Genomic DNA, 20,194 nt, shown 5'->3' on the forward strand with positions numbered 1-20,194 from the left:
TGGCACAGCTTTTCTTTATGGGGGACTGTTGGACAGTCCTAAACTTAAGGAGGGATTCCCGAGCGGCCAAAGGGGACGGACTGTAAATCCGTTGGCGAAGCCTTCGAAGGTTCGAATCCTTCTCCCTCCACAAAATTGCTCTTGAAGGCAATTTTAGATTTTTGCCCTCGCCTCCTTAGCTCAACCTGGCAGAGCACTCGACTTGTAATCGAGAGGTTACCGGTTCGATTCCGGTAGGAGGCTCCGCAGCAGGCCGCCTTTTGGCGGCCTTAACTTTTTCTAGAAGATACCAGCTCCACTACCTCAGAAATAGCATGAACATTAGCATGAATACCAATGCGAGCGCCTACTGGACAAGCTAGTAGATATCTGCTTCAATTAATGGGGCAATAATTGAAGCATTGGTCACGGTAGTAAGAGTCGCAGCAGGTTTATGTCAGAGATTGAAGTCGGTTTGAAGCGTTTTGTAAAGTATATATGCTGTTTTTATCTCGCGATGCCTGATCCGGCAGCCAGCGGAAGAATCGCCGTTAGATATGCCAGAAAACTTCAGGCATCTGTAAAGGCAATTCACAGGTTCAGGCTGCAAAGCGAGACGGATAAAACAATCGCTTAGTATAGCGCCTTACTGCTTGTTTGATTGCTGTACATCCCTAAGTAGCCACCCAGCACCGCGGCGCCTAAGGCGAGTACGGTCCAGAACGTAAACCATCCTATTTCTGATGCGGCAGATCTTGCAAATACACCTATGTTGATTCCAGCGGTTGTTATTGCCGCACCTGAAACGGCCGCTGCTATACCTAATCCAATCAGCAAGACCAACCCGACCAGGGCGAGCATAAGCGCCCAGACCATCAATCCATGCGCCATGCCTATTCCCCTTGTATCTACTGGCATTAACCTGCCGGCGGCGTATCCGCCGATAAATAGGGAGACGACTAGGCTTACTGCGGTCCAGATGCCTATAGCTGTGCTTGCTTGTCTTAAACCGGTTATACTCGTAACCGGCATAGTTGCAAGAATTATAGCGACACCTACTGAGGTCAGCAGTATCTGCCCCGCAATTACAAGGATTACACCTGCCCAAATCGGGCCCCAGCGGACACGGTCGCGAAGCCTGGCTGCCTCAGGAATCGGTTCCCGTACCCCGGCTCTTTCCTCAAGATGTCTTTCCCTTCTTACTTCGGCCATCTCCATCCCTTCTTCGCTGCAAAAACAAGGATATTTTTGTTGCTTTCTGAATACCCATGTACAGGATGCTTAATCGGGTATGAAAATAGCTTTTAGCATTGCCGTATCTTCTTGAAAAGACTACTTTTCATAACAGAGGGGGTAAACTGGGCTCTAAGTTATGTTATTATTATCTATGGTTTGCTACCTTTGCAAAAGGAATGTTCATTTCACGTTGTTGGCAGAATCAAGGGATTAAGGAATTGGTAAGAGGTATATGATCAATGCACCAATAAGAGCAGCACGGGACTTAGCCAAGGCAATAATCATAGCTCTCCTACTTAGCTTATTGATTCCGGCTTGGGTTTTTGCATCCGACAGCTGGAGTCTTTATCAACACGATGCCAGGCATTCTGGTCAGAGTGATTTTAAGGGGCCGGGTAGTGCCAGCATTCTTTGGCTGGTAGCATTTGGCGCAACTGGGAAGCCGACGACACCCATTGCCGTCTCGGCAGACAGTAAGCTTTTCGTTGGCGTTGAGGTCAGCCCTCCAAAAGAATCCACCACAACGACTACTACTGAAAAGAAAGACGCCACAGGCCATTCAGGAGTATTTGCTTTTAGCAAGAATAAAAATGTTCTCTGGGTATCAAAAGCAAGCGGCAGGGTATCGGGCCCACTTGCTGTCGGCAAAGGGGTGGTCTATGCAGTTGTAAATACGGACTTAGTCGCCCTTAATGAGAAGGATGGCTCAATTAAGTGGACGGTTCCTTTAGGCAACGAGTCATTGTGCGGAGTCATGCTGGATAAAGACGGCAACGTGTACACCGCTACTCTTGAAGGCCGGACCTTATACGCAGTTACAGCCGGCGGCAGCGTTAAATGGAAGTACACTGCTGATGGGCAGATAGATAGCCCGCCCGCAGTCGGCGACGACGGGACAGTATATTTTACGGCGAAAGACCTAAGCCTTTATGCTGTTACACGGGAAGGCTCATTAAAATGGAAATTTAAAGTTACTGAGCCTGGTACCGATCAGCTAACCGCACCTGCTATTGGCGAGGATGGCACGGTGTATTTTGGAGGTAGCAGGGATGCAGGGTACTTGACCAAAGAAGATGCCGTAAAAGTTCAAAGGGAATACCTTTATGCCGTTGGATCTGATGGGAAGCTGAAATGGAGATACCAAACAAAAGGCAAGATGCTCACGATGCCCGCTATTGCGCGGGATGGGACCATTATATTTAGTACAACAAGCCTTAATTACACAGAGGAGCGGGATTTTATTCTTGGCAACTGTTATGTTCAGGCAATTAATCCGGACGGCACAGAAAAGTGGGTTTTTGATACGGTTGACAATGCTATAACTATTCCTCCCATCATTGGAAGCGATGGCCGTGTTTACGTAAGTTCAACAGAAGGGGCAATGACTTGCATATCCAAACAGGGGATTATGATTTGGAGGGCGAAAGTTGGCGGAAGGGCCTCAATCGGCCCCAAAGGCATATTTTATATAACTGGCCCAACATCCATAGCTGCAGTTGCCGATAAGGAACTAACAAGGAGCCTGAACAAGGAAAAGAGTGCTGCTAGCACAAAGGGCAGCGGAACCTCTCCCGCCAATTATTTATCCAATCTTGTCTATATTTTGCCTGTTGCTATAGCCCTTGGAATCGGATATCTGTTTAAGATCAGGCTTGGCACGCAAAAGGAAGACACAAAATAGCCCACTTTTTATCCATAAATTACCATTTAACACCATTTACCTGCGTTTTGACCTAAATTATTGTCTTTTACCTGCCGATAAATAAAGGGATGAATCCTTGAAATTCGGATATCTATGGCTGGCGGCATATAGGGTATAGCATGGTTAAGCGTATGCTTATAATAGCTGCCGTTATCAATTTATGCCTGACCACGATATCATACGCAGCAAATATTGTTGCACAGAACACGCACAGCACGCAGACCGCCGATTTGATGACCTTCGGCAAATCTTCGCAGACAGAAAGTAAATCTTTAGAAAATGCTAAAGCAGACCTTAATGGAGTCTATGTTTCTGCACCTTCAAGGTGCAAGGAATGTCATAATATTGATAATATCGGCGGGTACAATACAATATCGGTAGTTGGAAACAGTGATGAAGCCTGCGACTGGTGTCACAGCGAAGGTGCGGCATCTATGTGTGCAGTCAGCCTGGACAACGACGACATGAGCATGGCCGAGCGCAGCGTAGGTCACAGCCGCGGGTTTGGTGTAGATACAGGTAAGTGGCAATCACCTGATGATACTTACCCAGCCTTTACACCCAAGTATTGGCGGGGTGGAATGTCCTGTCTGGATTGCCACCCTGCCCATAATTACAAGAACCAAACATTTAGTCATTCAGAAAAGATTACCCTGTTTTCCCGTGCACTTGATAGTAGCCCGAAGACGATTTTAAAGTTGAATCCAGACCGGGAGGTCGACAGGCGAACAGGGCTTGAGATTCCCGATAGCTACGAAGGAAATTACTCAAGTACGCTTCAGTATCCGACCAATACAATTTCGATAAATTGGGATAGCTATGAGTCGCTTCAGATAAGTTCCCCAGAGGAGCGGCTAAATGTGATAAATAGAATGTGCGTTGACTGCCATGATGGAAATGTTGGGCTGCATGATACTGTAAATCTTGTCTTTTCGGAGGATAGCGCGCTGCGCGGCAAATCCGGTCTTGACGCTTATGTGAGGGCCAGCGCGCACGATGCACGGCCCGAGCGTTGCCAGAAAGAGACTATATTCGATCCGGAGGACGGGCTCAATCATGGACCGGATTGCAGGAGCTGCCATAGCGGAAGCAGTGACTGTGATATCTGCCATGCACTGTCAAAAATAAAGAAGGCAAGCGGTGTTGAAGGACTAATGGATGACTCTGATTCAGGCTCTGCTGGCTCGGGTAAGGCTGACTCAGGTAAGCAGAAGAATGCCATGGCTGACCTCAATGTTTCACCTGATTGTATAAGCCTAGGTATTTCCTGGCCCCACCGCACGCTGGGATGGAAAATGCTAAAGGACGAGCTGTTTGGTATCGACTATGATGGTCGAGAAATCAGGGTCGGCCAACTCAGAAGGTTCTCAGTTGAGAAGGTATCGCTTACACCAAGTCCAGCGCAAGACCTCGACTCGGTTTGTCTTGATTGCCATAATTCAGCCGTATGGAATCCCGCCTCTAAAGAAACCTTCATAAAAGGTCTCCCATAAGGTTGTAAAAGATGCTCCTGCTAATTTTGCAAATAACTACCGGTTAAAACTCCGTTTACATCAAAATTAGTATGGGAACAAAACCGAAAGCCATATCTGGCCGGTGGTCCTTCCTTTTATTAAATACATACAGGAGAGTGTCATGCCTGAATTTGATATAGTTTCTATTGGAGAATGCATGGTGGAATTCTATAGCGATAAGTCTTTTGTAGAAGCCGACCTTTTCCATAAATCTTATGGAGGAGATACCTTGAATACCTTAGTGGCGGCATCGAGGTTGGGGTCTAGGACCGGCTACCTTACGAGAGTTGGGGAGGATGATTTTGCACCTTTCCTTCTTCAGGGATGGCTTAATGAAAGAATTGATTTATCCCTAGTAAAAATTATCCCCGGATTAAAAAACGGTGTTTATTTTGTGTCGGCATTTGAGGGAGGCGGGTACGACTACGCATATTACAGCCAGGGCAGTGCTGCTTCGACCTTATCGGTTGACGATATCGATACCGAGTATTTGGCTGCTGCAAGGTATCTTTTTATTACAGGGATAAGTCAGGGTATATCGAATAGCTGCAGGGATGCAGTTTTTGAAGCCTGCCGGCTGGTTAAAGAGAACAAAACCGGTGATGTATCATATGCACCTAATTTTAGAGCGCACCTTTGGTCAATAGAGGAGGCTAAAAAGGCTTTCCAGGAAGTCTTACCCTTTATTGACATTATATTTTTAGAACATCCTTTTGAGTCTGGTAAAATAGTGGGCATTGAAGACCCGGAAGAGCTCATAAGGGCACTCTGGCAGCAGGGTATCCGGGTTGTTGCATTAAACCTCGGCAGGGATGGACATATTATCGGCGAGAGGCACTCAGGAGTAATTGGCAAGGTCGAGGCGCTTAAGGTAGATAAGGTAGTAGATAAAACAGGTGCTGCTGATGCGTTTTGCGGAGCTTTTCTACACGGACTTGCCAGGGGCTTCGATATATTTCTGGCCGCACAGCTAGGGAGCATTATGGCGGGTTTAAAAATGACCGGTCGCGGATCGATTGCCTCAATGCCAGGCCATGATGATGTTTATCGGGTTTTTGAAGCTGCATAAAAGATAATCCACCAGGGGCCATTCACCAAAGGCCAGGATTTTCTTGCCCGTGGGCGAAGCTCTGGGTTTTAGCTTCTGAACTTGTTCATCTTGACAGGCAAGCCCTCGAAACGTATAATATTCCAATATAGGCATATGTACATATGCGTATAGGAGCAGGTATGAGCACGAAAAATACAAGAACTCTATTCTTCCGGGCTATGTCCGATCCGACAAGACAAAAAATCTTGTCTTTGCTTGAAAAAAGAGAGAAGATGTGTGTTAGTGATCTTGTGCGCGGTTTGAGGGTTTCTCAGCCCACGGTGTCAAAACACCTGGCTATGCTGAGAAACGCGGACTTGGTGCTAGCGGAACGGGCAGGTCAGCAGGTGTATTATTCTATCAACGATCGTCATATGAGAGAATGTTGTACGAGCTATTTCAGTATGTTTTCATGTTGCTCAGATCTTTTTAGTGGTTCAGATGTAGACGAACAATCTCTGGAGTAGGAGGTGCCCCTTTGTTAAGAAAAAGATACATGCTGCGTGCTGTCGCGCATTGCTGCGAAGGTAAAAGAATGTGGTCCTGAGCAAGACGTAAAAAGGCTCCAATTCCAATAGCTTTGCTTATAATTCAATAGATAGCAAACCGATAAAGCGTTGGTTTAATGCCATGAGGTGTAAACCAACGCTTTATGTCGGCAAATATTATTAAGGGAGAGCGAAAGATGAGAAAAGGCCTAATTGCCATTGGCGCAGTAGTATTAGTCTTAGTAGTCGTTGGCATTGTTATGGGTGGATATTATAACTCGTTTATAAGTAAAAGCCGTGCGGTCGATAACCAATGGGCTCAGGTAGAGACCCAATACCAGCGAAGGTTTGATTTGATACCGAATCTTGTTGAGGCGACAAAAGGCACTCTAAAACAAGAACAAAAAGTGTTTGGTGAGATCGCCGACGCCCGGGCGCGCTATTCCGGGGCGTCGACACCTGCACAGAAGGTAGCCGCGGCGAACCAGATGGAATCTGCACTATCTCGACTCCTGGTCATAGTAGAGAATTATCCACAGCTCAGGTCCAACGCGACAGTACAACAACTCATGGCTCAGATTGAGGGAACTGAAAATCGCATATCTGTTGAGCGCAGAAGATATAATGATGCTGCGACGGATTATAATACCAGCATCTCACGCTTTCCCGGTGTGGTGTTTGCCGGCATGTTTGGATTTAAGGAGAAACCTTTGTTTAAGAGCCAGACTGAAGCTGAGAAAGCCCCAAAGGTAGATCTGGGAAATAGTTAAATGATTAGAAGTAAGAAACAGTTAATCATTATTGTCATAATTGCTCTTCTTTTCTTTATGGGTTGGTCAAGCGCTGCTAAAGCAGCGCTTGACCTGCCGCAGCCGTCCGGCTACGTCAATGACTTTGCCGGTATGCTTTCACAACAGACGAGAAGCAGTCTTGAGGATAAATTAAAGTCTTACGAGGCAAGGACGGGAAACGAAATAGCTGTAGTTACAGTACCTAATTTACAGGGAACGACTGTTGAGGATTTTGCAGTCCGGCTTTTTGAGAAGTGGGAGATTGGCAAGAAAGGGCAAGATAACGGTGTATTATTTCTCGTAGCTAAGAATGAGCGCAAGATAAGGATTGAAGTTGGCTATGGCCTTGAGCCGGAGCTTACCGATGCCCAGGCCTATGATATTGTTACGAATATAGTTTCACCCAGGTTTAAAGCTGGACAATTTGATGAGGGTTTTGTGTCTGGCGTTGATGCGATTATAGGGGTGCTGTCTGCAAATGGAGCAGTAACCGGGTCCGGGGGAACGGACGAAAACCCCGTTCATGTACCGGCACGTGACCTCGGTTGGCTCATGTACCTTGGAATCTTTTTGGTGCTTAGCGCTTTTCAATGGCTTGTTGCAGTTCTTGGGCGCACTAAAAGCTGGTGGCTTGGTGGCGTGCTGGGGGCAATCGTTGGCCTTCTGGTTATGGTCTTCTCAGTGGTGATAGGCGTGATATTAGTTGCCATCCTGACACCGCTTGGGCTTCTATTTGATTTTATTGTTTCTCGTGCTTATGAGGAGCATAAGAGACGGCAGCGCGAGGGGAGAGAAGATAGCCATATTCCCTGGTGGGCCGGCGGTGGATGGGGTCCCGGCGGCGGTTTTGGCGGCGGATCTAGCGGTGGTTTTGGCGGTTTCGGCGGCGGCAGAAGCGGCGGCGGCGGCGCCAGCGGTGGGTGGTAATAGATGGCAACATTAAGATATAGCTGTTAAAAAGTTAGCAGAAACAAAAAGAGTCGGTCACAGTGGCCGACTCTTTTAGCATGTCTCTCCAGCTGCCAAACTTATGAGCTTGCGGCTCTAGCTTTTTCGTATTCTTCGATGATCTTCTTTGCAGTATCTGTTGGGACTTCCTCGTAGTGGTCAAACTCCATATGGTAAGCACCGCGACCCGAGGTTATCGAGCGAAGGGTGCTTGCATAGGTTGCCATTTCGGCGAGCGGAACAAGTGCGCTGATTGCCACATTTCGGCCGCGTGACTCTGAGCCAAGCGGCTTGCCTCTGCGGCTTGATAGGTCGCCGATAACATCTCCCATATATTGCTCGGGAACTACAACCTCAACTTTCATAATCGGTTCTAGAAGAACCGGCTTGGCTTCCATGAAACCCTTCTTCATGGCAAGTGAACCCGCTATTTTAAACGCCATCTCGGATGAATCAACTGCATGATACGAGCCGTCATATAGTGTTACCTTAACATCGACGATGGGATAGCCCGCCAGGATACCCTGCTCCATGGTCTCTTTGATACCTTTTTCAACCGCCGGGCGGTATTGCTGTGGAACGACGCCGCCAACGATCTGGTCGACGAACTCAAAGCCTCCGCCTCTGGGTAATGGCTCGATTTTAATCCAAACATCGCCGAACTGGCCGCGCCCACCGGACTGTTTCTTGTGGCGTCCCTGAACAGACGCGCTTCCTTTAATTGTTTCTTTATATGGTATACGCGGTGCTGAGAGTTCTGCCTCTACACCGAACTTTCTTTTTAATCTCTCAGTTATGACATCAAGATGCATGTCGCCCATACCAGATATAACAGTTTGGCGGGTCTCGGTATCTCTTCTGACAGTTAGGGTCGGGTCCTCTTCAGCGATTCTGTTAAGCGATGTACCGAGTTTCTCCTCGTCTGCCTTGGTCTTTGCCGCCGCTGCTACTGATATAACCGGCTCGGGGAACTTGATGGCTGGGAACATAACCGGCGTTTTACCTTCTTCATTTAGGGTATCACCGGTCATTGTTTCGGCGAGTTTTGCAACAGCACCGATATCACCAGCAGGTATATCGGACACATCCTCCTGGGTTTTTCCCCGGACGACAAATACGTGGCCGACTCTTTCCTTCTTGCCCCTGCTTACGTTAACTACCGTCGAGTTGGCTTTGAGATTGCCCGAGAAGACTCTAAAGTAGCTTAGCTTTCCTACGTATGGGTCAGCTACGGTCTTAAATACAAATGCTGCAAGCGGCTCGGAATCTGATGGTTTAACTTCAACATCCTGTTCGCTCTTCGGGTCAATTCCCTTGACCACACCTTTATCCACCGGCGAAGGCAGATAATCGACTATTGCATTGAGAAGCCCCTCAACGCCAACAGCAGTGAAGGCTGCCGTGCATGTTACTGGAATAACCTGTCCTGATGCAATTGCGGCTTTTAATCCGGACATAATTTCTTTTTCGGAGAGCTCGCCTTCTTCAAGATACTTTTCCATCAGGGCGTCATCGCTTTCTGCAATGCGTTCGACCAATGCCTCGCGGGCCGATGCCACTTCGTCGGCCATGTCGGCGGGGATGTCCTCGACCGAGGTTTTTGCGCCCTCTGTTATATAGGCCTTTTGTTTTATTACATCTGCAACGCCTTTAAAGCTTGATTCGCTTCCAATGGGAAGCTGAAGCGGGGTGACTTTGTCACTGTAAATTTCCTGCAATACGCGAAGCGTTTCGCTGAAGTTTGCGTGTTCTTTGTCCATTCTATTGACGATGACCAGCTTGGCAAGGTGATACTCGTCGGCAATTGCCCAGGTTCTCTCAGTTTGAACCTCGACGCCCGCTACAGCATCGACCACAACTGCTGCAATATCCACGGCACGCAGTGCCCCGTAGACTTCGCCGATAAAATCGGCATAACCTGGAGTATCAATAATGTTTATCTTGTGATTGTTGAATTCAAAGGGTGCAAGGGAGGCGTTGATCGAGAATTTTCTTCTGATCTCTTCCGGGTCGTAATCGCTTACAGTATTGCCCTCATCAACCTTGCCAAATCGACTAACTGTTCCGGTGGTAAAAAGCATAGCCTCGGTAAGTGTAGTTTTGCCGCTTCCGCCGTGTCCAATTAAAGCTAAGTTTCGAATGTTTGCCGGCGCATATTTTTTCAATAAAATCTCCTCCCCTTAGCCTCTCGTTCTGAGAGCTTTAAAAGATTATTTAATTCTAAGCTATCAGCCGTCAGCTTTAGTTTTAGTAATCGTATTTAAATACGAAACAAATAGCTGAAGTTGGCTGCTGATAACTAACTGCTTCTTAAATCAAAGACTTGCAGGCTCGGGATTAAAGTAGAGCGAAGATCAACTAAGTTTTAAGGCTGCGAACCTTACAAGTTAATCCACGAGAACACAGAAAAACTTCGCTACTATTATACAGGAATAATCCTGCTGCACAAATCAAGACTTTAAAACGAAATTAAGGTCAATAGTAAAATTGCCGGTTCCGACGCCTTCGTCCGGGCCAGAGAAGCGTTAGGAGAAATCCAACTATAAACCCACCAATGTGAGCGAAATAAGCGACTCCGCCACCGCCCGGTGTACTTAAGAAGGCCGATAAGATCTGTAGTAAGAACCAAAATCCAATTACAATAATTGCCGGAAGGCGAACAAGTTCAAAAAAGAAAATGATAGGGACGACCGTCAAAATCCGTGCGCTCGGAAAAAGTACAAGATAAGCGGCAAGTACTCCCGATATCGCGCCGCTTGCACCCAGGTTTGCTACTGACGAGTTAGGGTCGATAGCGATCTGGAGAAGAGACCCCCCAATTCCTGCCACGAGATAGAAGGCAAGGAACTTGATCTTCCCGAAAGCGTCCTCAACATTGTTTCCAAAAATCCATAGAAACAGCATATTAAAGCCTATGTGCAGCGGTAATGGACTGTCATGCAAAAACATCGAAGTAATCAACGACAGATAGACCGGCTGGATTTCGTTTGCTGTGACCGGGTGGCCGGTGACTATTGCTTTTGGAAAAAGCGCGTATCTATTGTAAAATTCGACGAGGGCTTCTTGGCTGGGTAAAAGAAGTGTGTAAACATAGATAGCTATATTTATTAAGATCAACGATACGGTTACGATTGGGAACCGCCGAGTAGGATTATCATCTCTAAGAGGCAGCATATTTCCTCCAAATTATATGTTTTATACGATATTACCCTGAGGGCTACAGGATAACACGGGAGTCTCTCAATACGCCTGTTGGCTTAAATTAGATACCAGTTTTGGACATATACTTTAGTATAGTTTAATCGAAAATTGAGAGTTGAAAATACTAGATTGAAAAGTAATCAGCCCTTTATAGGATAGCAAACAAAAACTAGTGCGCAAAAAGTAGTTCAGCCCTTTAGGGCTGCATGCGGGGCTAAAGAGCTGTGCTGCTTGCATAAGGGCTAAAGTCCTGCACTGCTTTTCAATTTGCGTTTTTAATTTTAACCCGTAAGGTGGGCGAGGTTTTATGCCGGAATTGCCAGAGACCGAAACCATAAAACGTGAACTTGAGCAAACCGTAATCGGCCTGAGAATAACCGGTGTTGAGGTACCAGTGCCGATGGTATTAAGAGTGCCTGTTGACGAATTCAAAAAACAGATTACAGGCACAATTGTAACCGGTGCCGCAAGGAGGGCTAAAAACATCATACTGCACCTTTCAAACAACAAGGCTATTCTTTTTCACCTGATGATTTCCGGGACCCTCCTATACCTACCGGCTGATGCTCCATTAAAAGAGAAAACTCAAGTTATATTCAGACTCAATAACGGCTATGAGCTGAGATACCGCGACCCCCGTCTTTTTGGTTATGTGAAGCTGCTTTCTGAGAGCGATATTTCAAAAGCGCCAGAACTCAGCCATCTTGGTCCTGAGCCATTATCTGAAGATTTCACGTTTGAAAGGTTTAGAGAAATGTTAAAGCGAAGACCAAGATCAAGGATCAAGGCTTTGCTTTTGGACCAATCTTTTATCGCCGGAATAGGCAATATCTATGCGGACGAGATACTCTTTTATGCGCGGGTTCTTCCGACAAGGCGGGCCGGAACTCTAACCGATGAGGAGCTCAAGCGCATGTATGAAGGTATGCGCAGTATATTAACCAAGGCCATTGAAGAGCGGGGAACCTCAATAATATCCTACGTTGATCTTTTTGGTAGAAAGGGCAATTATAAGAATTTCCTGAAGGTTCATGCGCGGGCCGGCAAGCCTTGCTTGAATGGCTGCACGGGGACGGTTGTAAAAACTGAAGTAGCAGGGAGAGGAACTTACTATTGCCCGAGTTGCCAAAAATAGTTGAGAGCTGAAAGCTGATGGCCGATAGCTTCTGCAGTTGCGACCTGCCCTTTTCTTTTGTAAGATTAAATAAATTAAATCAACGCGAAGGAGAAGTTCATAGATGATCGAAACTGGAACACTTAGAGTAAAAACTGGCCTGGCTGAAATGCTAAAAGGTGGCGTCATTATGGACGTAACAAATAAAGAAGAGGCGAAGATTGCTGAGGACGCTGGAGCTGTCGCCGTGATGGCGCTTGAACGTGTTCCTGCCGATATAAGGGCGGCCGGCGGAGTTGCCCGTATGGCTGACCCGACGAAGATAGAAGAGATAATGAACTCTGTGACCATTCCTGTTATGGCAAAAGCCAGAATAGGGCATTTTGTAGAGGCACAGATACTCGAAGCTCTCGGAGTAGACTATATCGATGAGAGCGAAGTGCTTACTCCTGCCGACGAGGAACATCATATTAACAAATGGGATTTTAAAGTCCCATTTGTCTGCGGTTGTAGAAACCTAGGCGAGGCCCTGCGCCGTATATCTGAGGGTGCGGCGATGATCAGGACGAAGGGTGAGCCGGGCACCGGAAACATTGTTGAGGCGGTACGCCATATGCGCTCGGTAAATGAGGGCATCGCAGGGCTCAAAGGTCTGCGTGAAGATGAGCTATTTGCTGCTGCCAAAGATCTTCAGGCCCCATATGAATTAGTTAAGTGGGTGCATGATAACGGCAAACTGCCGGTAGTTAATTTCTCGGCCGGCGGCATAGCCACTCCAGCCGATGCGGCGTTGATGATGCAGCTTGGCGCAGATGGCGTATTTGTTGGCTCGGGTATATTTAAGAGTGCAGATCCAGCAAAACGAGCTAAAGCCATCGTTCAAGCGACGACTCATTATATGGACGCCGATCTTCTTGCAAAAGTATCGAAAGATCTGGGCGAGGCGATGGTGGGTATCGAGATAAGCCAAATTCCTGAAGCTGAGATGATGCAAGAGCGCGGGTGGTAACACATCGCACGAGTCTTATAATGCTATTGTTGGCACCGTAGCACTTTGGCGCAACGTCAGGTGCTTTTTAATTGTAGCATTAAACCAATAAAGGTCTGATTCATTTGAATAGCGTAAATATTAAGATTGGCGTGCTAGCGCTGCAAGGTGCGGTACGCGAGCACATAAAACATATTGAACGACTAGGCGTTACGGGTAAAATCATCAAGTGGCCACATGAGTTGGGCGAAGTTGCCGGATTGATAATTCCGGGTGGGGAGAGCACGGCTATTGGCAAGCTAATGGTCGAGTACGGGTTTATTGACGCCATCCGAGACTTCCATGCGAAAGGCAAGCCTATCTATGGTACATGTGCTGGGATGATTCTTTTGGCAAAGAAGATTACCGAGGGCGACCAACCGCTTCTATCATTGATGGATATCGAGGCCAGACGGAATGCATTTGGCCGCCAGCGGGAGAGCTTCGAGGCAGATTTAGACATTAAAGGTATCGGTCCTTTTAAAGCAGTATTCATCCGAGCTCCCTGGATTGAATCTATCGGCGACGGTGTCGACGTTTTGGCCGAATTTGATAATATTAAGGTGATGGCCAGGCAGGGAAGCCTTCTTGCTTCGGCGTTTCATCCTGAGTTGACCGGGGATTTGCGGGTACATAAATACTTTCTAGAGATGGTAAAGGAGGCCTGATGTCAGGGCATTCTAAGTGGGCAACAATCAAACGCAAAAAAGGCAAAGAGGATGCCAAGCGTGGCAAGCTCTTTGGAAAGTTAAGCCGTGCGATAATGGTTGCTGCTCGAAATGGCAGCAACCCGGATATGAATCCGGCACTTGCCAATGCTATCGAGAAAGCAAAAAGCTACAGCATGCCGGCAGAAAATATCGAGCGCGCAATTAAAAAAGGCGCAGGCGAGTTGGGCGCAGAAAAATACGAAGAACTTACATATGAGGGCTTTGGCCCCGCTGGAGTCGCCGTTATGGTAGATATTATGACGGATAATCGTAACCGCACAGCCGCCGATATCCGCCATATCTTTACTAAGTACGGAGGAAGCCTCGGCTCATCGGGTTCGGTCGCCTGGATGTTTGATCGCAAGGGAACGATTACTATCAGCAAGAGCCATCCTATTGGTGAAGAAGAGCTGTTTTCACTGGCGGTCGAAGCAGGAGCAGAAGATATGACAAGCGAAGATGACCAGTGGCAGATAACAACTGATCCGGCAGAACTTAACTTTGTTAAGAATGTAATTGAGAAACATGGCATACCGATTGAGCTCGCTGAGATATCTTTGATACCGAAGAATCCGGTTCGGCTAAGCAAGGAAGATGCCGAGAAAGTGCTAAGGTTTGTAGATGCTCTCGAAGATAACGACGACGTGCAGGATGTTTTTAGTAACTTCGATATACCGCCTGAAGTGATGGAGCAGATTGCCGGGTCTTAGGTTTAAATTTATAGTTACCATGTGAAAGATTAGAGCAGTCGACCATTGGCGGTTGACTGTTTTTCTATTATAATCAAACAAGTGTTCGAATAACTCGCTCATGGCTCAGCGTTCAGCAGTATTAATTGTCAACCATAAGTTATTTAAGGTTTACAGTTTTTGATTTTGAATTTTTAATTGAGCGGTCTCTTTTTAAGTTAAAATATAGCTATTCGCTATAACGTTCATACACGAGAGGTTCTAAATGGTCATCCTATCAGTCGATCCGGGTACCGCGACAACAGGATACGGCGTCGTAGAGTATCTAGGAAATCGTTTTAAGCTTAAGGACTTTGGGGTCATAACGACTGAGTCAAAAATAGCGACGGAGTTTCGTCTTCAGCAGATTTACGAACACTTAAGGAATCTTATGGTTAGGCACAGGCCCGATTGTTTTGCTGTTGAGCAACTCTTTTTCAACTCAAATACGCGAACGGCAATAGCCGTAGGTCAGGCCCGCGGTGTTTGCCTTTTAGCCGCGGCAGATGGTAAGCTGCCTGTTTACGAATATACGCCCCTTCAAGTAAAACAATCAGTGGTTGGTTATGGAAGGGCGAGTAAGTCTCAGGTTCAACAGATGGTAAAAGCAATACTCAATCTGGATGAGATTCCTAAGCCGGATGATGCCGCTGATGCGCTGGCTATTGCGATCTGCCACGCGCACTCGTATCGGGTAAACGATGTTACCAGGAGAATGTTAAATGATAGCATTCCTTAGGGGAAAACTTGAAGATAAAGATGTCGGGTACGCCGACATAGATGTAAACGGAGTTGGATACCGTGTATCTATGTCCAACAATTCCCTTGCCGCTATGCCAGCAAGGGGTGAGCCGGTTTTTGTCTACACATACACTTATGTGCGGGAAGATACACTCCAGCTATTTGGTTTTGCTTCAACCGGTGAGCGTGAGCTTTTTGAGAAGTTGATTACGGTGAGCGGCATAGGTCCTAAAGTTGCACTTGCCATACTCTCTGCATTTGATGTTGATTCATTAAAACAAGCTATCGTGGGTGAAGATATCGCGCTCATAACTTCTGTTCCAGGCATCGGGAAGAAAAACGCGCAGCGGCTTATCCTTGAGCTTAAAGAGAAGCTCACCTTGTCAGATACCGGACTTTTGCCGGCAAAACAGGTAAAAGACCTGTCCATCTATGAGGAGGCCAGAAGCGCGCTGCTGAGCCTTGGCTATTCGCCTGCTGAGGCAAAAAAGTCTCTTGAAGGTTTCAACGAAGATGTGGATGAAATAAGCGTCGAGTCGCTTATAAAGCATGCCTTAAAGAACCTAGTGAAAAGTTAGGTCGTTACTAGCATGCAGGTTTTGGTTAAAATAATTATGAAGCCGTCAGTTAATAGCTGATAGTTGATAGCTGACGGCTAAATCCGAAAGGTCGTGTCAGAAAATGATTGAGCGGGATTTTAAAACCATTATGGTAATAGTTGAGATACCAAAAGGAAGCCGTAATAAATATGAGTGGGATGAAAAGCTCGGGCTTTTTAAATTTGACAGGTTACTTTTCTCCTCGGTTCATTATCCCGTGGATTACGGGTTTATTCCCGAAACGCTTGCCGAAGATGGTGATGCTTTGGACGCTCTTGTAATAGTAACAGAGCCAACATTTACCGGATGCGCTATTGAGGCAAAGCCGGTGGGTCTATTTAAGATGTTTGATGAAAAGGGTCCGGACGATAAGATTCTTTGTGTTCCGGTTGCCGATCCTATATGGAATTATATAGACGATTTGGTAGAAGTGCCGACCCACTTCTTAAGCGAGATAAGCAATTTTTTTGAGATATACAAAGAACTTGAGGCAAAAATAACTGGCATTGAGGGATGGGAGCCTAAAGAGTCGGCCATCAAAACGATTGAAGAAGCCAAAGCAAGATATAAAGCGAAAAAGGCCGGAAAGAAAATCTCTTAAAAAGCTATCAGACATCAGCTTTTAAGACAACAGCATTAGGAATCTAGTTTTTAGCTGATAACTGATAGCTCAAGTGCTGATGGCTATAAGAAAAGAATATTAGATAAGGATTAAACATGGAAGACAGAGTTCTAACTACATCTTTTATCTCAGAAGACATAGATTACGAGCGGACTCTCAGGCCAAAGAGGCTTGGAGAGTTTATCGGCCAGCAGCGGGTCAAAGAATCTCTCGAATTATTTATTGCAGCTACAAAGAATCGTGGAGAGGCTCTGGACCATGTTCTATTGAGCGGACCGCCGGGATTAGGCAAGACCACGCTTGCAGGAATAATCGCAAATGAGTTGGGAGTCGGGATTAAAGTGACGTCTGGTCCTGCAATCGAACGTGCCGGGGACTTAGCTGCAATATTAACCAACCTGCAACCAAATGATGTTTTATTTATCGACGAGATACACCGGCTTCACCGCCAGGTGGAAGAGATACTTTATCCGGCAATGGAGGATTTTGAGCTCGACATTATTATCGGTAAGGGCCCATCAGCAAGGTCGCTCCGTCTCGAACTGCCTCGTTTTACCCTTGTTGGGGCAACGACAAGGCAGGGACTTATAACGTCTCCATTAAGAGATAGGTTTGGCGTCACGTGCCGGTTTGACTACTACGGCGACGACGAACTTAACAGTATTGTAAGGCGTTCGGCTGCAATACTTAATGTCGAGATAGACGGGCACGGTTCGCTTGAAATAGCACGCCGCTCAAGGGGAACGCCTCGCGTTGCAAACAGGCTTCTTAAACGGGTTCGCGACTATGCGCAAGTCAAGGGTGACGGCTGCATCACTAAAGAAATTGCAGATAAGGCGCTCGCATTTCTTGAGGTTGATTCGCTCGGGCTCGACAGACTTGATAGGCAGATACTTCAAACATTGGCCGATAAATTTGGCGGTACACCGGTTGGGCTAAATACGCTGGCTGTCTCAATTGGCGAGGAACCTGAAACGCTAGAGGATGTTTATGAGCCGTATCTCTTACAACTTGGCTTTATCCAACGTACCCCACGTGGCAGAGTGATCACTGAGCGCGCCTGCGCACATCTGGGAATAGCATATCCTAATCCGAGCACTACATTGTTCTAAGGTACATTGTTCTAATTTCTCTCACCATGGGGCGGACCTGGGGAGGTTGAGCCCTATCTGGGTCCTGGCTTCTGACTGTTGGTTTCTGAACCAACGTTGCATGCGGTTATTTTCTGTTAACGTATATTGTCACGACTTGGCCAGGCTGCAGCTCAGTCTTTTCATCAGGGTTTTGGTAGATTACCTTATTTTGCTTGCTTTTGCCCGGCAGATATGGAGTTGCCGTTATATCGACTACCTGGACTCCTAGGCTTTCTAGGAGCAGCCTTGCAGAGTTTCCGTCAAGACCGATGACTTTAGGCATCCTTATAGTCTGGTTTGCGGATGCCCCATTTGGTCCTGCGCTAACTACCATCTGAACTACAGTATCCTGCCTCGCTTTTTCACCGGCGGATGGTGTTTGTGCAAGGACGGTCCCTCTAGGGGTCTTGCTGTCTGCCTTATAGGTTACGCTATGCCCGAAATGAAGCTTCTCCAACGTATTTACTGCCTCTTGCTCGGTTGAGCCTACGACATTTGGTATTTCCACGATCGATGGTTTGGCATGGAGCGGACACCGCTGTTTTGGAATCTCGTTATCAGCAAATGTGCGGTACTCTGTGTTCACGCAGTATTTATTGGCGAGCTGACCTGAGTCGGCGCAAACAAGCACGCTGATTACACCGGCGGCTGGTTTGATAAAGTCATGGTGGGGAACATCCTGGAGTGCTGCCGTCATAAATTTGTTCCAGATCTCTGCCGGGAATGTACCGCCCGCAACTCTTATGCCATGTACCCTGTACATAGAGGTTTTTTGATCCTTTGGATACCCAACCCAAACTGCCGCAGAAAGGTCTGGTGTAAAACCGCAGAACCAGGCATCCCGATACTCCGTTGCAGTTCCTGTTTTTCCGGCGCAAGGTCTGTTTAACCTGGCCCTTGTGCCTGTACCATAGCGGATAACATCCTGCAGGACGTCCGTGACAATATATGCAGTTATCTCACTCATCACCTGTTTAGGCTCAGGTCTGTATTCATATAGCACTTTGCCGGCCGAATCGGTTATTTTGGTTATGGCTGTCGGCTCCAGCCTTTTTCCGTTATTTGCAAGAGTTGAATATGCGCTTGCCATTTCAAGAACGCTGGGGCCGTTGCTGAACCCACCAAGAGCTATCGCCGGAACAGGATGTTTAATGTTAATCCCCACTCTCTTAGCAAGGTCGACGACTTTATCGAGCCCGACCTCCATAATGAGCCTTGCATAGACCGTGTTTACGGATTTCACCAAAGCCTCACGGATAGACATCGGCCCGTAGCCGCTTCCCTCAACATAGTTATTTACACGCCATGGTTTTTTACTTCCGGGTATTGGGATGCTTCCCGGTGACGAATCGATGTTGTGGTACGGAGATATACCGTTTTCGATGGCTGCTGCGAAAACAAAAGTCTTGAAAGACGATCCGGGCTGGCGGTTATGTGATGTTGCAAGGTTATACTCGCTCTCTTCAAAGTTGCGTCCTCCGACCATCGCCTTTATATACCCGGTTGATGGCTCTATTGCAACTAACGCAGCCGATGGGTCATTTGGCAGATTAAGGGTAGACCAGGCGGCAGACTCGGCGTACTGCTGCATTTTTAAATCAATCGTTGTGTAGACTCTGAGTCCTCCTTTAAATACCACATTCTCACCGTATTTATCGATAAGCTGCTGCTTTACGTAATCGACGAAATACGGAGCAATTGTTACGGGTTTACTAAGCGGTCTTACAGCTACAGGTGATGCTATGGCCTGTGCTGCCTCTTGGGCGCTTATAAAATTCAGCCTTCTCATCTGAGCTATGACGAGGTCTCTACGCTGTTTAGCCTCGTTGGGATGCTCGTAAGGCGAGAAATTATTCGGAGATTTTATGATACCGGCAAGGAGCGCAGCCTCCGGCAGGGTAAGGTCTTTTGCTCTTTTACCAAAGAAGTTTTGCGAGGCGGTTTCCACACCGTACCAGCTGTGCCCAAAATAAATTGTGTTGAGGTACATTTCAAGAATCTGGTCTTTTGTTTTTACTTTCTCCAGCTGATACGCAAGAGCAGCTTCTTTTAATTTGCGCTCGAAGGTCTTTTCGCGAGAATTTTCCATGTTTTTAATGTATTGCTGCGTTATGGTGCTTGCTCCTTCGACAATATGTCCGGTCTGAATATCTGTCAAAAAAGCTCGCGCTATGGCCTCTGGGTCATAGCCTTTGTGTTTATAGAACCTTTCATCCTCAATAGCAATTACGGCATGTTGCATGTAAGGCGATATATCAGAGAGTTTAACGACAATTCTGTCTTGCTCAAAGTAGAGGTCGGTAAGCAGGGTGCCATCGGCCGCATATATTTTAGTTGTTTGCCAGTTTTGCTTTTCGCCCTGGTTTTTAAGTTTAGGGAGGCTGCTAATAATGGCTGCTGCTGTAATCAGGCCGCCGAAGCTGGCTGCTAACAAAGAAAATATCACTACACCGCAGATTACCAGAATTATATTGGTCCTGCGCTGGCGGTATTTTCTATATCTAGCCCTTCGAGTCCTTGATAGAAACATTAATGCCACCGGTAAAGAAGTGAAGATGTGCTGAATGGATT

19 protein-coding genes and 2 tRNA genes are annotated in these 20,194 nt (G+C 46.8%); 17 read left to right on the top strand and 4 right to left on the bottom strand.

Translation table 11 applies throughout. The features are described from left to right. Positions 1 to 48: 48 nt before the first annotated feature. The 3 genes from K6T91_07350 to K6T91_07360 all read left to right on the top strand — a co-directional run bounded on the left by K6T91_07350 (position 49) and on the right by K6T91_07360 (position 616). Positions 49 to 130: transfer RNA gene (locus tag K6T91_07350), tRNA-Tyr, on the top strand. A gap of 39 nt (positions 131 to 169) precedes the next feature. After that, a tRNA-Thr gene (locus tag K6T91_07355) sits at positions 170 to 243 on the top strand. A gap of 190 nt (positions 244 to 433) precedes the next feature. Next, positions 434 to 616, top strand: coding sequence for a hypothetical protein (locus tag K6T91_07360; protein ID MCL6472616.1), 183 nt, complete (start codon positions 434 to 436; stop codon positions 614 to 616). Here the strand turns inward: K6T91_07360 and K6T91_07365 are convergent. Continuing rightward, positions 613 to 1,191 carry a hypothetical protein gene (locus K6T91_07365; GenBank protein MCL6472617.1) on the bottom strand — a complete coding sequence of 193 codons (579 nt, stop codon included), beginning with the start codon at positions 1,189 to 1,191 and terminating at the stop codon, positions 613 to 615. The two genes, K6T91_07360 and K6T91_07365, sit on opposite strands and share 4 nt — an antisense overlap. 256 nt (positions 1,192 to 1,447) lie before the next feature. Between K6T91_07365 and K6T91_07370 the strand changes: the two genes are divergently transcribed. From K6T91_07370 to K6T91_07395, 6 genes are all read left to right on the top strand, one after another. After that, entirely contained in the window at positions 1,448 to 2,896 is a 1,449-nt protein-coding gene (locus K6T91_07370) for a PQQ-binding-like beta-propeller repeat protein (GenBank protein MCL6472618.1), read from the top strand. A gap of 140 nt (positions 2,897 to 3,036) precedes the next feature. Next, positions 3,037 to 4,410, top strand: coding sequence for a hypothetical protein (locus K6T91_07375; GenBank protein MCL6472619.1), 1,374 nt, complete (start codon positions 3,037 to 3,039; stop codon positions 4,408 to 4,410). Between the two features lie 142 nt (positions 4,411 to 4,552). Next, positions 4,553 to 5,500, top strand: coding sequence for a sugar kinase (locus K6T91_07380; GenBank protein ID MCL6472620.1), 948 nt, complete (start codon positions 4,553 to 4,555; stop codon positions 5,498 to 5,500). A gap of 161 nt (positions 5,501 to 5,661) precedes the next feature. After that, the gene (locus K6T91_07385; GenBank protein MCL6472621.1) at positions 5,662 to 5,988 is read left to right on the top strand and encodes a metalloregulator ArsR/SmtB family transcription factor; all 327 of its coding nucleotides are present in this window, start codon (positions 5,662 to 5,664) and stop codon (positions 5,986 to 5,988) included. 218 nt (positions 5,989 to 6,206) lie between these two features. Next, positions 6,207 to 6,779, top strand: coding sequence for a LemA family protein (locus K6T91_07390; protein ID MCL6472622.1), 573 nt, complete (start codon positions 6,207 to 6,209; stop codon positions 6,777 to 6,779). Then, positions 6,780 to 7,727: a TPM domain-containing protein gene (locus K6T91_07395; protein MCL6472623.1), complete on the top strand. Its 948-nt coding sequence runs from the start codon at positions 6,780 to 6,782 to the stop codon at positions 7,725 to 7,727. A gap of 101 nt (positions 7,728 to 7,828) precedes the next feature. Here K6T91_07395 and fusA read toward each other — a convergent pair whose 3' ends face one another. Continuing rightward, positions 7,829 to 9,913 (bottom strand): elongation factor G, encoded by a 2,085-nt coding sequence (fusA, locus tag K6T91_07400; GenBank protein MCL6472624.1) that lies wholly within the window; start codon positions 9,911 to 9,913, stop codon positions 7,829 to 7,831. Between the two features lie 310 nt (positions 9,914 to 10,223). After that, positions 10,224 to 10,922 carry a rhomboid family intramembrane serine protease gene (locus K6T91_07405; protein MCL6472625.1) on the bottom strand — a complete coding sequence of 233 codons (699 nt, stop codon included), beginning with the start codon at positions 10,920 to 10,922 and terminating at the stop codon, positions 10,224 to 10,226. Positions 10,923 to 11,256: 334 nt separating this feature from the next. Between K6T91_07405 and mutM the strand changes: the two genes are divergently transcribed. The 8 genes from mutM to ruvB all read left to right on the top strand — a co-directional run bounded on the left by mutM (position 11,257) and on the right by ruvB (position 17,602). Further along, a complete protein-coding gene (gene mutM, locus K6T91_07410; GenBank protein MCL6472626.1) occupies positions 11,257 to 12,084 on the top strand; it encodes a bifunctional DNA-formamidopyrimidine glycosylase/DNA-(apurinic or apyrimidinic site) lyase in 828 nt (275 codons plus the stop codon). A 103-nt stretch (positions 12,085 to 12,187) separates the two neighbouring features. Beyond that, positions 12,188 to 13,072, top strand: coding sequence for a pyridoxal 5'-phosphate synthase lyase subunit PdxS (gene pdxS / locus K6T91_07415; GenBank protein ID MCL6472627.1), 885 nt, complete (start codon positions 12,188 to 12,190; stop codon positions 13,070 to 13,072). Positions 13,073 to 13,191: 119 nt separating this feature from the next. Further along, positions 13,192 to 13,758, top strand: a complete 567-nt coding sequence (gene pdxT, locus K6T91_07420; protein MCL6472628.1) for a pyridoxal 5'-phosphate synthase glutaminase subunit PdxT — start codon at positions 13,192 to 13,194, stop codon at positions 13,756 to 13,758. Further along, the gene (locus K6T91_07425; GenBank protein ID MCL6472629.1) at positions 13,758 to 14,510 is read left to right on the top strand and encodes a YebC/PmpR family DNA-binding transcriptional regulator; all 753 of its coding nucleotides are present in this window, start codon (positions 13,758 to 13,760) and stop codon (positions 14,508 to 14,510) included. Before pdxT ends, K6T91_07425 begins: the two co-directional genes overlap by 1 nt. A gap of 244 nt (positions 14,511 to 14,754) precedes the next feature. After that, positions 14,755 to 15,267 (top strand): crossover junction endodeoxyribonuclease RuvC, encoded by a 513-nt coding sequence (ruvC, locus tag K6T91_07430; GenBank protein ID MCL6472630.1) that lies wholly within the window; start codon positions 14,755 to 14,757, stop codon positions 15,265 to 15,267. Continuing rightward, positions 15,251 to 15,847 carry a Holliday junction branch migration protein RuvA gene (gene ruvA / locus K6T91_07435; protein MCL6472631.1) on the top strand — a complete coding sequence of 199 codons (597 nt, stop codon included), beginning with the start codon at positions 15,251 to 15,253 and terminating at the stop codon, positions 15,845 to 15,847. Before ruvC ends, ruvA begins: the two co-directional genes overlap by 17 nt. Positions 15,848 to 15,950: 103 nt before the next feature. Further along, entirely contained in the window at positions 15,951 to 16,469 is a 519-nt protein-coding gene (locus K6T91_07440) for an inorganic diphosphatase (protein ID MCL6472632.1), read from the top strand. A gap of 116 nt (positions 16,470 to 16,585) precedes the next feature. Beyond that, on the top strand, positions 16,586 to 17,602 hold the full coding sequence (gene ruvB, locus K6T91_07445; protein ID MCL6472633.1) for a Holliday junction branch migration DNA helicase RuvB: 1,017 nt from the start codon (positions 16,586 to 16,588) through the stop codon (positions 17,600 to 17,602). 106 nt (positions 17,603 to 17,708) lie between these two features. On the opposite strand, the gene K6T91_07450 is transcribed toward ruvB, so the two are convergent. Beyond that, positions 17,709 to 20,153, bottom strand: coding sequence for a PBP1A family penicillin-binding protein (locus K6T91_07450; protein ID MCL6472634.1), 2,445 nt, complete (start codon positions 20,151 to 20,153; stop codon positions 17,709 to 17,711). Positions 20,154 to 20,194 lie beyond the last annotated feature (41 nt).

The organism is Bacillota bacterium, from assembly GCA_023511485.1.
Lineage (GTDB): Bacteria > Actinomycetota > Aquicultoria > Aquicultorales > Aquicultoraceae > CADDYS01.